This is a genomic window from Sphingobacterium chungjuense (assembly GCF_011316935.1).
Taxonomy (GTDB): Bacteria; Bacteroidota; Bacteroidia; order Sphingobacteriales; family Sphingobacteriaceae; genus Sphingobacterium; species Sphingobacterium chungjuense.
Window position 1 is genome coordinate 616,795 of the sequence record NZ_WLYS01000003.1, and the last position, 14,817, is coordinate 631,611.

A 14,817-nucleotide genomic window follows, 5' to 3' on the forward strand; every position below is an offset into this window, starting at 1 on the left:
GCAGTCTATTAGAACTAAATGGAAGAGTCGAGAGGACTATTGTAAGCGTGCATTACAAAAGATCCTTTCGAATTTTTTCAATCGCCGTTTTCATATTGGAATTAAAATGCTCTTTATCTAGGCGAATAGGTGGCGCCTGCCTTACCTCACAATCTGCAATACTACACGATTCGCAAGTAACACCCACATTGATTGTTTTCAAACTTGGAGATTTGACAAATCGAATCTTTTTGATCGTCTGAGAATTAAGCAAAATACCCAGACAGTAACTCCTATTACTACCGTCTGAGAACGGGTTTTTTTGAGAAGTAGAAATCACCAAATAACTTATACCCAAATCTTTATAATGAGATATCTGGGCATCCGTCAAGGTTTCATTTTCTTTGAGATGCGCTAGATTCTTCACGGCAATCCAACGTCCACAATAATGCTCGTTGGTGGCGTTGGCATGTGGCGCTTGCTGATGATTGAGATGTAGTTCCTTTAATATCTGAATTTTGTCTGAATTCTTCTTCTTCACCAAACACAGATAAAACAGATCTTTGATACCCAATTCCGAAGACAATACATTGGTCGATCGATAATAAAAAGTCTCTGGAGAGTGTGTGAAACTATCAATAAGGCCTTCAAAGCTTTTCGGGCGCCAGCTGTTATGAGAAAAGAAATTAGCGATGCTGTCGCGTATAGCACTCTTTGAAATAAGCAATGCTCCTGCAAAATAGGATGCATAAAAATTATTTAAAATCTCTTCAAAATTTCCAAAATGTAACCATGAATAGGTTGTAGGACGATGCTTTAATTCCAGCACATTAAACCCAATCTCTTTTGCTAGAATAAAAGTCTTCTTATCGGTATCTAATTTATTATTGAGCAATAATAATTTTTTTTCAGGCAAAAACATCGATCTTAGATTATCCAAAACGCCATAGGATTCGAAATCGCTCGATTCAATCGCGTAATCAAACTTCTCAACTAGAACCTTCTCTAAAATTTCAATCTGTATATTCTTGCCAATTACGAGTTGATTCTCCTCCGCAAAGCGCAACACTTCTTCTTCAATCTCAGGAAAATTATTATCGTACAACTCTTGAAATGATCGCAGTACTGCAAAATAAAATCGCTCTTTTCCCAGATTATAATTCTGCGCTATCTCTATCAATGCATTGATGAATGCGGTCACTTTCTTAGGCGCATCACTGATGATACTAATGAGATCATTTTTATTAATTCCAAAAAGATCGAGTGGAATTTCTTTAAAAAAATCAGACTGCAAAATCTCATTAAACGGCGCGAGGCTTTTGTCCAATTTCGTGGATACCAATTCATCAAACGTACAATTTAACGATTCAGAAAGCAAGATTATCTTTTCATGCTTTGGATACTTCTTACCATTTTCAATCTCATTTAAGTACGATTTAGACAGCCCCGTTTTGACCGCAAGATCTTGCAGAGACCAGTTTTTTTTCTGGCGCTGTTGCTTCAATTTAAGTCCGAAAATTGTCTTGATATACTCACTTTCTGATGTCATTATCAAATGTAAATAATTACAATCGTTTATTCATAAAGAAATTTTTTTAACAAAAACAGCGAACGTTCGCTAAATTTTTTAAATATTTGTTTATGTTTGTATTGTTAAACCATAAAATCAATGAGTTATGCATGCTAAAAATAAATTCGTAATAAAATCAGAGAATGAAGCTACAGATATCTTCAATTCAGAATTAATAAAATTTCTTACTGAATTACATCAACTTTTCAATTTGCAGCGTTTGCAGTTACTAGAAGCCCGCAAATTAAAACAGCAAGATTTTGATGCTGGCCATCTACCAAAGTTTCTGGAAGAAACAGAAAAAATACGCCAAGATAATTGGGTTTGCTCAGCACTTCCTGCCGATTTGCTAGATCGTAGGGTTGAAATTACTGGCCCTGTTGATAGAAAAATGATCATCAATGCTTTAAACTCTGGTGCGGCAACTTTCATGGCCGATTTTGAAGACAGCAACTCGCCAACATGGCAAAATTGCACTCAAGGACAGATTAATCTTTCGGACGCCATTAACGGAAAAATCGATTTCACAAACGAACAAGGCAAATCGTATCAACTCAATGAGAAAACAGCCGTCTTGATCGTTCGCCCACGCGGTTTACATCTGAACGAAAAACACATCGAAATAGATGGCGAAGAGGCATCTGCATCTTTAATTGATTTTGGTATCTACTTTTTCCGAAACATCAAACAGTTGATAAATAATGGTAGTGCTACATACTTTTACCTCCCAAAACTAGAACATTATAAGGAAGCCCGCTGGTGGAATGAAGTTTTCGTTTTCGCCCAAAATTATCTAAATATTCCGCAAGGCACAATCAAAGCGACCGTACTCATCGAAACGATTACCGCTTCGTTCCAAATCGACGAAATCCTGTACGAATTAAGAGAGCATAGCGCAGGATTGAATTGTGGCCGTTGGGACTACATATTCTCGTATATCAAAAAATTTAGAAACTTACCACAATTTATCGTTCCTGATCGTGACCAAGTTACGATGACCTCTCCCTTCATGAGCGCATACTCTAAACGCGTGATTGAAATATGCCATAAAAGAAACGTACACGCCATTGGCGGAATGGCAGCCCAGATCCCGATCAAAGGTGATGAAGAAGCTAATAAGCAAGCGTATGAAAAAGTAAGCAATGACAAGAAGCGCGAAGCGCAAAATGGACATGACGGTACTTGGGTAGCGCATCCAGCGTTGGTCGCGGTCGCTAAAGACATATTTGATGAACACATGCCTTCGGCCAATCAGATCGATAAGAAATTTGATTATCAAATCAAAGAAGTCGATCTGCTAGAGATCCCACAAGGCGAAATCACAGAACAAGGTGTGCGCAAAAACATCAATGTCGGCATCCTGTATATCGAAAGCTGGCTCATGGGTGTAGGCGCTGCTGCCATCTACCACCTCATGGAAGATGCAGCTACCGCGGAAATCTCCAGAACACAGATCTGGCAGTGGCTCAAAAACAAAGCGAAGCTTCAGGATAATCGTACGCTAACTCAAGAACTCGTCTTAGCATGGGAAGCTGAAGAATTAACTAAGATCGAGCAATACGTCGGTGCAGACCGATTCAAAAATGGACAATTCGCACGTGCAACAGAACTACTCAACGAACTCATCTTTGACGAAAACTTTGAAGAATTTCTCACGCTAAAAGCTTACCCATTCATTACTAGCAATTAACAACGCACCGCACCATGGTTTTAAAGAGAAAAAATCACTAACAAATAATAAAACGTAAAAAAATAGCATCATGAAAACTAAACAAGAGCAACTTCAGGCAATCGAAAACGACTGGAACAACAATCCGCGCTGGAACGGCATTACAAGAACCTATACCCCAGAAGATGTATTAAGACTGAGAGGATCTTATACGCAGCAGTTTACCATTGCATCTGAAATGGCGAAAACTTTTTGGACCAAATTGAACAATCAAGATTTCGTAGCCGGATTGGGCGCACTAACCGGAAATCAAGCGGTACAAGAAGTAGATGCAGGATTGGAAGCGATCTATTTATCAGGCTGGCAAGTAGCCGCAGATGCCAATCTATCTGGTGAAATGTACCCCGATCAATCCCTTTATCCAGCCAATTCTGTACCATCGGTTGTCAAAAAAATCAACAATGCACTATTAAGAGCAGATCAAATTCAGTCGGTGAATGGTGGCGGAGACAAAGAATATCTGGTACCGATCATCGCAGATGCAGAGGCTGGATTTGGAGGCAACTTAAACGCTTACGAACTGATGAAGCAAATGATTGAGGCGGGCGCTGCAGCGGTACATTTTGAAGATCAATTATCTTCTGCCAAAAAATGTGGTCATTTAGGAGGCAAGGTACTCGTTCCTACACAAGAAGCCATCAACAAATTGATCGCCGCTCGCTTGGCATCTGATGTATTGGGCGTACCAACGTTGATCATCGCCAGAACGGATGCTGACGCAGCTGATTTGCTGACTTCGGACGTAGACGATCGAGACAAAAAATTCGTTACGGGTGAGCGTACCTCCGAAGGATTTTATTATGTAAACAACGGCGTAGCGCAAGGCATTGATAGAGGACTGTCTTACGCTCCGTATGCCGACCTCATCTGGATGGAAACTTCTAATCCCGATTTAGAGCAAGCTAGACAATTTGCGGAAGGCATTCACGCCAAGTTTCCGGGTAAAATGTTAGCCTACAACTGTTCTCCTTCTTTCAATTGGGCAGCAAGGCTTTCTGTTGATGAAATGAAAAATTTCAGACAAGAATTAGCGAAACTAGGCTATAAGTTCCAATTTATTACATTAGCGGGCTTCCATGCTTTGAACACCGCCATGTTTGAGTTGGCATCTGCCTACAAAGAAAGAGGCATGGCAGGCTATTCCGAACTGCAAGAACGTGAGTTTGCGCTGCAGAAAAAAGGTTTCAGAGCCGTAAAACACCAATCTTTTGTAGGAACAGGCTATTTCGACGAGATACAAAATGTAGTGACCAATGGCGCAGCGACTACCGTAGCGATGAAAGATTCGACCGAGACAGCGCAATTTCACTAAACCACTATTTCAAGTTTAATGGTTCGTGCACTTCTTAAAAATTAAGACATCAGATATAGCAGATACACCGTGTACACCATAATAGCATCAAGGCCCGATCAACTTTTAGCGTTGACCGGGCCTTGATGCATTTCGCATTACCGAACGTAAATTATTTATGCTTCGTGATGCTCTCTTGTCGTAGAATTATTCGCCTTTCCCTTCTTAGGAATCATCGTTCCAAATATGCGATCCCAGAAATACGAACTCACCCCAAAACCCTTATCAGGATCTGAATAGTGATGTAGCATGTGATGATCTTTGATTTTCTTCAGAAAACCGGATTTAAAGTTCGCGTGATGGATCGCATAATGGCATTCGTCGTATATCAAATAGCCAAAAAGAAATCCAGCAAAAAATCCCGCTAGATAAAACGTAGAAAAGAAGAAACTAAATAGTAAATAAATAATGGCTGCCATCGGGATACTTGCCGATAATGGCATGACCAATCGCATGCGATCTCGCGGATAATCGTGATGTACACCATGAAATATAAAGTGAATCCGCTTACCTAATTTGCCTGGAGGTTCGTAGTGAAATACCCAACGATGCAACACGTATTCCGCTAAGGTCCAAAATGCTAAACCATATCCAAAATACAGCGCCGTAGCTGCACCTCCTATTTCTCCCTGAGCATATGCTCGCCACAAGAAGAAAATAATGACTGGTATCCAAAATATTAAAGGCACCGCATAATGCACCTTGGTAAGTGAGTTCAGAAAATTGTTTTCAAACATGCGAACTGACTCACCCGAGTTCGAAATATAATGTTTTTTGGCCATACGAAAGATGAAAAGTAACTACCTTGAAAATATACCGTGTGGAGCAAAAATACATACCTTACCACAATAATCATGACAAAACACTCTACTTTTGACCAAAAAGTTACAATGGTCAGAAAAAAAAGTAAATGTTACAACAGGTAATAGGTAACTACGGCATGTAGATATAATATCCTGCTTCAGAGGGATGATCTAAAATCAAGGTATCTGCTTTCAATTTACGCATTGTATGCACCACCATCACATCTCCGATGGCCGATACGGTAAAAAAAGTGCCAAATAAGAGAAAAAACCAATTACCACTAAACCAAGCATAGATCACCGGCGCGAATCCTAAAACAACCAAGGGAGTAAGTGCGCCAATGATATATTGGCGAAGCCGCAATGGTTCCTGACAATGGCAATACGGCACAAAATGTGGACGAAGAACACCAAAGCGAATAGACGACCAACCCTTCTTTGCAAAAAATGACCATGGTAAACCATGCAATAGTTCATGTAGCACAATGCCTAGCACTACCACCAATAGGGTAACAATAGGATAAAGCCAGAAAGCCATCACATCCAAATAACCATCAATAAAAAAAGCTACGGAGAGCGATTCTTTCCAAAGTAAAAAGTATGGTAAAAAAAAACCTAATAGTACAGGAATCATCAAAGAGCAACCCAGCCGACTGGCTGCTTGTACATCAATTATGTGTTCTTCTTTGTGATGTGGTAACACGCTGAATCTTTTTTGATATAGAGCCGGATCGTGAAGATCGCAGCAAAAATTTTGCACCAAGATACATAATTATGCTATACCGAGTAATAGATCAGTAGCCTCCGGCCAATGAATTGTCATTGATTCTGTCGATAATTTTACCAACTTCCCACGTACACCGCATATAAAATAGATATCTTTGCATCTGGAAAAGCAGAGAAGAAACTATGAATAAAGTAAAAGTTGGCGTCGTCCAGATGTCGTGCGTACGCGACAAGCAAGAGAACTTAGATAAAGCAATTACTAAAGTACGCGAAGCAGCAGCCAAAGGCGCGCAAATCGTATGTCTTCAGGAACTATTTACGTCCTTGTATTTCTGTGACGTCGAAGATTACGATAATTTCGACTTGGCAGAAGCTATTCCTGGGCCATCCACCGACGCACTATCTGTCGTAGCGGCCGAATTGGGCGTTGTAATTATTGCTTCGCTTTTTGAGAAGCGTGCACAAGGATTGTATCACAATACCACCGCGGTACTAGATGCAGACGGATCTTATTTGGGCAAATATCGCAAAATGCATATTCCTGACGATCCGGCATTTTACGAAAAATTCTATTTCACACCGGGCGATCTTGGGTATAAAATCTTTCCAACCAAATTTGGCAAGATCGGAATTCTGATTTGTTGGGATCAGTGGTATCCAGAAGCATCACGCATAACAGCATTGATGGGAGCAGAAATGCTATTCTACCCAACGGCAATTGGCTGGGCAACGGATCAAGATGAAGAAACCAACAAAGACCAGTATAACGCTTGGCAAACGATTCAACGTTCGCACGCCGTGGCGAATGGCGTACCAGTGATCTCTGTGAATCGTGTGGGTTATGAGCAGGATGGCGCGATGAAGTTTTGGGGCGGTAGCTTTGTAACCAATGCACAAGGTCGCTTACTATACCTTGCATCTCACGATCAGGAAGAAGTAGAAGTGGTAGAAGTAAATCTTCAGGAAACGGATTATTTCCGCAAGCACTGGCCATTTTTACGTGATCGACGTATTGATTCGTATAGCCAAATCACTAAGCGATTTATCGACGAGGACTAAGATTTTTAATACGTTTTTTTACCGGATAGCACAATGTGCTTCCCAGCAATAGATATCAACATGGTAGAGCAAGGTGCTGACATGAACTGGCAACAGGATTTTTTAACAACACCAAAAGATTTAGGATTTACTTTCCCGGCAGAGTGGGAAGCACAAGATGCACTTTGGCTAAGTTGGCCGCACAAAGAAGCATCTTGGCCTGGCAAGATCGATTTGATTTATGCACCTTATTGTGCGTTTATAAAAGCGGTATCTGCGCATCAAAAAGTGCGTATCAACGTAGAGAACGAAGCTATGCATGAATTCGCCTTGCAACATTTAGAAGCTGCTGGCGTTGCTACCGAAGAAATTGAGTTCTTTTACCATGCCACCAACGATGCTTGGTGTCGCGATCACGGCCCAGCATTTGTCATCAATCGCGAAACGGGTGAGAAAGCCGTTGTCGATTGGGGATATAATGCTTGGGGTGGCAAATATCCGCCTTACGATTTAGACGATGTGATCCCGACACGGATTGCTAATCGCTTTGGTCATCGCTTATTCACACCGTCCATCGTGATGGAAGGCGGTTCTGTAGAATTTAATGGCGCCGGCACGGTGTTGACAACGACCGCTTGTTTGTTGAATGAAAACCGTAATCCGCACCTGACTAAAGAGCAAATTGAACGTTATTTGCTGGAATTTTATGGCCAAAAGCAAGTGTTGTGGCTGGGCGATGGGATTGTGGGAGATGATACCGACGGACATATTGACGATATCACGCGTTTTGTAAATGAGGATACGGTACTTACGGTAGTCGAGCAAAATCCAAGCGATGAAAACTACGCTATTTTGCAAGAAAATCTACAAACGCTAAAAGAAATGCATTTGCCCGATGGCAGACCGCTAAATATTGTAGAGTTGCCGATGCCAAAGCCAGTTATTTACGATGATCAACGACTTCCTGCATCATATGCTAACTTCTATATCGGCAATAAGGTTGTGGTAGTGCCTACTTTCCAAGATGAGAATGATGCTAAGGCGTTAGAAATTATCAGCCGTTATTTCCCAGATCGGGAAGTGATCGGCATTGATTCGGTGGATTTGATCTGGGGATTGGGCAGTTTTCATTGCTTGAGCCAGCAAGAACCCAGTATTTGGGGCTAATACGTATAAAGTTAAAGGCTCACAAACTGTAGTTTGTGAGCCTTTATATGGTAGATTGAGAATCTGTTGGCAGCAGATCTCACGTAAAGGGATCACAATCTTTTTTCCATCTTTATATTCGCTCGCTCGTACAATCCTTGCTCCATTTCAACTTCCTCAAATCCATATCTTCGGTACATCCTAATTGCTGTTTCTAACATTGTATTAGAGTAAAGAATCAATTTTTGGGCGCCTTGGGCTTGCGCGAACTTCAAAGCATGTTCCAATAGTAAAGTACCAATTCCGTATCCTTGGGCTTTGTTGCTTACCGCCATTTTGGCCAACTCATACAAACCTTTATCTTTCTTTAATAGTGCCGCTGTCCCAACAATATCCGCTCCCATTTTTGCATAAAAGATATACCCACCTTTATCAATGATTTCTTCTTTCGGATTAGAAAGGGAAAGTACATCCCCCGCTTCTACTTTAAAAAACTTTTCTAGCCATTCGAAGTTCAAGACCTTAATAGCATCTTTATATTCATCCGAAAAATCGATTATCTCTATGTTATGCTGATGCTTATTCATTTGATTTTGACATGGTAACTGTACAACAAAAATTCATTTCACTAATAAAAAAAGCTAAATCACTACTTCTAAACATATTGACTGGAAGACATTCAATGGATTTAAACAATGTCTCTTCATAGACGGAATTGCCCCTAAAAAACAACAGACTCTGATTGCTCAAAGTCTGTTGTTTATATTTTCGTATTGAAGTACCCGAGAGCAGATTCGAACTGCCACGCCGTTGCCAGCACCAGCCCCTCAAGCTGGCGCGTCTACCAATTTCGCCACCCGGGTTTGAAGTGTTACAAAAATAGCGGTTTTTCCGATACTTGCAACAGGAATAACTTACAATTTCTCCTTATTTCGATCGATTAACGTCTGGATAATTCCATCTGCAAGGCCGACGCGTGGAGCGACAATATTTTTCAAACGGCCAAACTTCATCACCGTCAAGAAGATTTCTGCTGCCGGAATAATCACATCTGCACGGTCGTTTTTCAAACCCAATACATTGATACGATCTTTTAGCGAATAAGAGCTTAAATACAAGTACATCGCCTTCAATTTCGCATAAGAAATTGGCTGATCTGGCTTATCACTAGAAAGCCGCGCCAATTTATTGATATTACCACCAGTACCGATGCCATAGATCACTTTATGTGATTTAGTCAATTCGCGTAACCACAGCTTCATCTCTTCCCAAGTCTCTGATCTATCTTGATTATCGAGGATACGGATCGTGCCCAAATTAAACGATTTAGAATCGATCAAACGCCCGTTGGCAAACAAAGAAATCTCTGTACTACCACCACCAACGTCGACGAATAGGTATACTCTATTTTTATCCAGCTTCGCTCCTAGATAACTGTTATAGATGATCAGTGCTTCCACTTTTCCATCGATAATATCGATATCTACCCCGACTTCTTTACACGCTTTGACAACATCGGCACCATTCGCGGCATCGCGCATGGCCGACGTAGCACAAGCCATATAATCCGTCACTTTGTATACATCCATCAAATCTCTGAAAGAACGCATTGTCTTCACCATGCTCTCAAACTTGGGTTCGGAAATATAGTGCTGAATAAATGCATCATCTCCAAGTCGCAGTGGCACACGCAACAACGTGTTTTTATTGAAGGAGATCTCCTGATCTTTGACAATGATATCGGCAATTAAAAGCCTTACGGCGTTAGATCCAATATCGATAGCAGCGTATCTCATAAAATGAATAGAATAATAGTATACAACCTCTGGCAGAAGTCTGCAATTTGCTTGACGCAATGTTACAGAATCAAGGTTATTTAAATGTTAACAAATCATTAATTAACCTTATTTTCTTTTTGCAGGTGCTAGAATTTCTAATTGCCAACGAATTTGATCCGCAGTTACATAATACGGAGCGTCATGGCGAATACTATCATACACGTGTTGAAACACTTGCTCATAACGTCCTTTTTCAGATGGCACGATCAACTTTTCCAATTCGCCATCACCTTTATTAATTGTCAGTAATCCGTCTACATTCGCTTCTTCCAACCCATAAATGGCATCTTGTGGCTTAATGCCAGCTAGTAGCTGCGCTTCCTGCACATCGGTTCGTTGCTTTACAAAAGAGCCCTGCGTGCCATGTAACACAAATGCTGCTTGCGGATCGGCCACCAATAAACTAGTGGTGATAAACACATTTAACCCATCGACGTAGCTAAGGATAATCGTACCATAATCATCGACTTCTGAACCGGCGCGATAAGCACCCGCAATCTTAGTCATAGATTTAGGCTTGCCAAAGAGCGAAATGGCTTGATCTAATAAGTGCGAACCCAAATCATAAAGTACACCTGCTGCTGGTCGTTTGGTTTCTTTGAAAACTTTGGGACCAATAGCTGTTTTATAACGATCAAAACGGAGATGTAATTCTATAGGTTGTCCCACAAAATTCTTATCCAGCACATACTGTAGCGATAGAAAGTCAGAGTCAAACCGCCTATTGTGGTAAGCGAACACATGCTTTCTGTATTTCTCGCCCAAAGCGAATAGCTCATTGGCTTCTTCTAAAGTGGGTGCAAATGGCTTTTCTATCAATACATGTTTACCATATTCGATGGCGCGCTTCGCGAATTCGAAATGCGTATCATTCGGTGTATTGACGATCACGAGCTCGATCAGCGGATCGAGCAGTAGCTCGTCGACAGAATCATAGCTAGTGATATCTGGATAATCCTTATGCGCATTTTTGTGCGTTCGCTCGACCACCGCATGGAGATCAAACAAATCATTATCACATAAAAAAGGCGCATGGAACACCTTACCGGACATTCCATACGCCAAAAGACCTGTTGTTATTTTGCCTTGCTTATTCAAATAAACTATCAATTAGTGGTGACCACCAGCTTCTTCTTTTCCACCGGCATCCTTATACAAAGTGCTCAGCGCTTCCAATTTTGAAGCAGCGTAGTCTCTCAAATCTTTATTCGTATTTCTACTCAAACGCGTGAAGTGATCTTTGATCACAGCCACTTCATGCTGTACATGGTGTGCGTAATGCTCATCAGATACATCGCTGTTTGTCATTACAGGATGTGCTACAGTCGAATCAGCTACGGCAACCGAATGATTTTGATTTCCAGCTTCAAACTGTTTTGCACCACGTATCGGGAAATCTACATTATAGCGTGTAGCCAATGTGTCTAAATCTACAATCATCTCACCCAAGGTTGCTCTTACCTTTGCAGCCAATGCACGATTTTCACCGACAGAACTGTTGTTTTCTACGTAAGTGGCGTAATCTGTTTCGTAAGGCACTTTCGCTCCAATGGTTTGAAGTGCCAAATAAGCATCACCATCAACCTGCGTCGTGTGGGTATACTTCAATTGCCGTTCTTTCATAGAAGGTTGGCAAGACGTCGTGAATAAGATGCCTGCACATGCCCCAACAGCTAAAATTGTATTTATCTTCATTATGATTCGATTTTGATAACAAAAATAATAAAATATCCCTTATAACTTCACAAAGCGAGTAATTGAAATTCGTTCTAAGCTAAATTTCGTCCTGCATTTACCACACCATACACCGTCCGTGCAATCAATTTTTCGTAAACAGCTTTCTTTTCTTCGCTGATATTTCCTTCATTGAGCACCCGTATTGCATAGTGCTGAATCGTTAGCAATGGCAAAATGATTTTCTCACGCTCCAAAATAGACAAACGTTCTACCGGATAGTTTTCCATCAGATGCTTAGCCCCTGTCAGCTTCAACACATACTCTTTGGTCCGACAATATTCTTCGTACAAACCTTTCCAGAACTCGCCGAAAGTCTTATCGTCCTGTACGTACGACGTGATATCGAAATTGGATTTGGTCATAGACATCATACAGTTGTCGATGATCGTGCTGAACATGCCTGAGGTAGCATACAAGTTTTGAACGACGGACCAGAGATTATTGTCCTCTGCCCATTGCAAAGCCGTACCTACACCGTAGAAACCTGGAATATTTTGTTTCAACTGACTCCAGGAAGTCACAAAACTAATCGCACGCAAATCTTCTAATCGTAGTTCGCGATCCGAGTTACGTTTCACTGGGCGACTACTGATGTTGATCGAAGATAGCATCTTCAACGGACTAAGTACTTCCAAATATTTCAGGAACAAAGGATCATGGCGAAGGTTTAAGAACTTTTGATGACTCTCGTGCGCCAACTGATCGATCACGCGTTTTTGTTGATCAGTCAGGGTATCGCCTTCCCGTTGTTTCAACTCAGAAATAATTCCGGCGTGCATCAATTGTTCGATATTATAGCGCGCTGTATCTAGTGAGCCGTATTGACTACTGATTGTTTGCCCTTGAATCGTTAGCTGAATGTGCTTGTTCTCAATCTCACGCCCCATGCTCGCGTAGAATCGTTGTGTTTTACCACCACCACGTGCTGGCGGCCCACCGCGTCCATCAAAGAATACCAAATCAACCTCATGCTCTCTGGCCATGGCTGTTAGTTCGATTTTCGCTTTATAAATCGACCAGTTGGCCATGAGATATCCGCCGTCTTTGGTACTATCGGAGAATCCCAGCATGATGGTTTGTTTGTTTCCGCGCGAGCGCAAATGTTCGGCATACCAAGGATGTGTATATAAGGTTTGCATCACTTCAGCAGCATGCTTTAGATCATCGACTGTCTCAAAAAGCGGCACAAAATCCATATGCAACTCTTCTTTCGTCCAGCCTTGCCACAAGAATAGTTGTACTAATCCTAATATATCAGCTGCTTTTTGGCAGTTACTAATGATAAATCGTTGTGCTGCGCGCTCACTTCCTGAACGCTGAATATCTTTCACCAAACGGATCACGTTGACGGTATCCTCGATTAAAGAGTCTGGAGACTCTTCTAGATCTAGTTTGGCTTCGGTGAATGTAATGGCTGCTTGTTTCGCCTCTGCCGATTCTTGGTGCTCAGTTCCAGAAATACCTGTTTCTTTCGGATATTTGGCGCTCAAGTGATTAAAAGTTTCCCGCAAAATGGAGCTGTCTTGACGCATATCTAAGGTCGTGAAGTAACAACCGAACGTATTGACTTTATGAATCAAATCATCGACCAGTTCGACGAACAAGCTACCGTGCTGCTCTACGATTACCTTACGAGCCGCATGCAAATTAGCCAAGATTTCATCCGTAAGATCTACGGCATCCTCTTTAGGATTAAAACTATTTTCGTAGAAGATATCCTGTAGTTTTTGTAATGGTTCTTGTACACCTTGGAAAGTAATCCGGCGTCTTACCACACGAAAATCACGGTAATAGCAACGGAACAAGATCGTGCGTAAAAGAGAAGCAACCTTACGCGTGCTTTCCCACGTTACGTTAGGGTTACCATCACGGTCGCCACCTGGCCAGAAACCCAGTTCTACCAACTGCTTGCCACTTGAATCAGTATCTTCTAATTCTGCATCTACGCGAAGATGAATTTCTGAGGCGACTTTATAAAATACGTTTTCCAGATACCAAGCTAAACTAGCAGCTTCGTCTACTGGAGTTGGTTTTTCCTTATTCAAAAATGGTGTCTTGCCTAATTGTTGCAATAGCAAATGTATATTTTGAATATCATCTGCCTTTAACGATTCAATCAAGTCGTTTATAATACCTAAAACCGGCCCCGGATAGAACTGGGTGGGATGCGCTGTCAAAACCAATCGAACGGAAAAATCTTTGAGCTTTTTGGCGATTTGTTTTTTCAGTTCAGGGTTATTCTGCACGGATTTGAATAGCGCATCCAAACCTTCCGTATCATCGGTCTTGCCAAGCGCTTTGAAAGAAGAATCTTCTACCGCATCAAAAAGCACGACTTGACGCTCGATATACTGTACAATTCGGAACAGAAAATCAATGCGATCATCTTCCTGCACATATTGTTCGTACTGTCCAAAAAAGCTATCAATAATTTCTTCCGGCGGTAATTTGTCTGCTACCCCTTTCTGACAATGCGTGGCGAAAAACGGCAGAATCGTACCGGTATGCTTTACACGCTGAAATGGCAATGTCAAAAAGAGACTTTTGAACAAATCGAAGCGTACAAGCACTTCATTTTCGAATATAGCTTGTTTCTGTAATGATTTCATGTATGTATACTGTTATTACTAATTGTCCTATTTACACTATCTTCAAATATAACATTTTGTTACCATCAACCAAGTTTAATTGCTAATAACATATTTTATAAATATTTTTTTTACGATTAAAACAAAAAACAATGCTTAATCTTATCAGTTTTTCTACAAGAGATAAGTAGGTTGATAAATAAAAAACAATAAAAAAAGGGGCGTCTCCCCTTGCCAAATCGTCTGCCGACGAATAGCATTTTATTGCTCATAAAGATGTTTTGTACAACTCATTATGGTTATCTTTGTAAC

At 41.1% G+C, this 14,817-nt stretch carries 12 protein-coding genes and 1 tRNA gene; 4 read left to right on the forward strand and 9 right to left on the reverse strand.

Annotation, left to right across the window (positions count from 1 at the left end; translation table 11 throughout):
- Positions 1-52 precede the first annotated feature (52 nt).
- On the reverse strand, positions 53-1,528 hold the full coding sequence (locus GKO22_RS10345) for a helix-turn-helix domain-containing protein (protein ID WP_166334746.1): 1,476 nt from the start codon (positions 1,526-1,528) through the stop codon (positions 53-55).
- A 127-nt stretch (positions 1,529-1,655) separates the two neighbouring features.
- Here GKO22_RS10345 and aceB point away from each other — a divergent pair, with 127 nt between their 5' ends.
- The gene (aceB, locus tag GKO22_RS10350; protein WP_166334748.1) at positions 1,656-3,239 is read left to right on the forward strand and encodes a malate synthase A; all 1,584 of its coding nucleotides are present in this window, start codon (positions 1,656-1,658) and stop codon (positions 3,237-3,239) included.
- Between the two features lie 70 nt (positions 3,240-3,309).
- Positions 3,310-4,590, forward strand: a complete 1,281-nt coding sequence (aceA, locus tag GKO22_RS10355) for an isocitrate lyase (protein ID WP_166334750.1) — start codon at positions 3,310-3,312, stop codon at positions 4,588-4,590.
- A gap of 155 nt (positions 4,591-4,745) precedes the next feature.
- Here aceA and GKO22_RS10360 read toward each other — a convergent pair whose 3' ends face one another.
- Together GKO22_RS10360 and GKO22_RS10365 are read right to left on the reverse strand one after the other, a co-directional pair.
- Complete coding sequence (locus GKO22_RS10360; protein ID WP_240920246.1) at positions 4,746-5,411, reverse strand: sterol desaturase family protein; 666 nt, start codon at positions 5,409-5,411, stop codon at positions 4,746-4,748.
- A 151-nt stretch (positions 5,412-5,562) separates the two neighbouring features.
- Complete coding sequence (locus tag GKO22_RS10365) at positions 5,563-6,135, reverse strand: DUF3267 domain-containing protein (protein WP_166334752.1); 573 nt, start codon at positions 6,133-6,135, stop codon at positions 5,563-5,565.
- Positions 6,136-6,341: 206 nt separating this feature from the next.
- Here GKO22_RS10365 and GKO22_RS10370 point away from each other — a divergent pair, with 206 nt between their 5' ends.
- Positions 6,342-7,217, forward strand: coding sequence for a carbon-nitrogen hydrolase (locus GKO22_RS10370; protein WP_166334754.1), 876 nt, complete (start codon positions 6,342-6,344; stop codon positions 7,215-7,217).
- An 81-nt stretch (positions 7,218-7,298) separates the two neighbouring features.
- A complete protein-coding gene (locus tag GKO22_RS10375; RefSeq protein ID WP_166334922.1) occupies positions 7,299-8,363 on the forward strand; it encodes an agmatine deiminase family protein in 1,065 nt (354 codons plus the stop codon).
- Between the two features lie 92 nt (positions 8,364-8,455).
- Here the strand turns inward: GKO22_RS10375 and GKO22_RS10380 are convergent, their stop codons facing one another.
- From GKO22_RS10380 to GKO22_RS10405, 6 genes are all read right to left on the reverse strand, one after another.
- Positions 8,456-8,929 carry a GNAT family N-acetyltransferase gene (locus tag GKO22_RS10380; protein ID WP_166334756.1) on the reverse strand — a complete coding sequence of 158 codons (474 nt, stop codon included), beginning with the start codon at positions 8,927-8,929 and terminating at the stop codon, positions 8,456-8,458.
- 192 nt (positions 8,930-9,121) lie between these two features.
- A tRNA-Leu gene (locus GKO22_RS10385) sits at positions 9,122-9,205 on the reverse strand.
- A 51-nt stretch (positions 9,206-9,256) separates the two neighbouring features.
- A complete protein-coding gene (locus tag GKO22_RS10390) occupies positions 9,257-10,138 on the reverse strand; it encodes a Ppx/GppA phosphatase family protein (RefSeq protein WP_166334757.1) in 882 nt (293 codons plus the stop codon).
- 108 nt (positions 10,139-10,246) lie between these two features.
- Positions 10,247-11,278 (reverse strand): Gfo/Idh/MocA family oxidoreductase, encoded by a 1,032-nt coding sequence (locus GKO22_RS10395; RefSeq protein ID WP_240920249.1) that lies wholly within the window; start codon positions 11,276-11,278, stop codon positions 10,247-10,249.
- 12 nt (positions 11,279-11,290) lie between these two features.
- A complete protein-coding gene (locus GKO22_RS10400; protein ID WP_166334759.1) occupies positions 11,291-11,875 on the reverse strand; it encodes a hypothetical protein in 585 nt (194 codons plus the stop codon).
- A 74-nt stretch (positions 11,876-11,949) separates the two neighbouring features.
- Positions 11,950-14,526, reverse strand: coding sequence for a phosphoenolpyruvate carboxylase (locus tag GKO22_RS10405; protein WP_166334761.1), 2,577 nt, complete (start codon positions 14,524-14,526; stop codon positions 11,950-11,952).
- Positions 14,527-14,817: the final 291 nt, after the last annotated feature.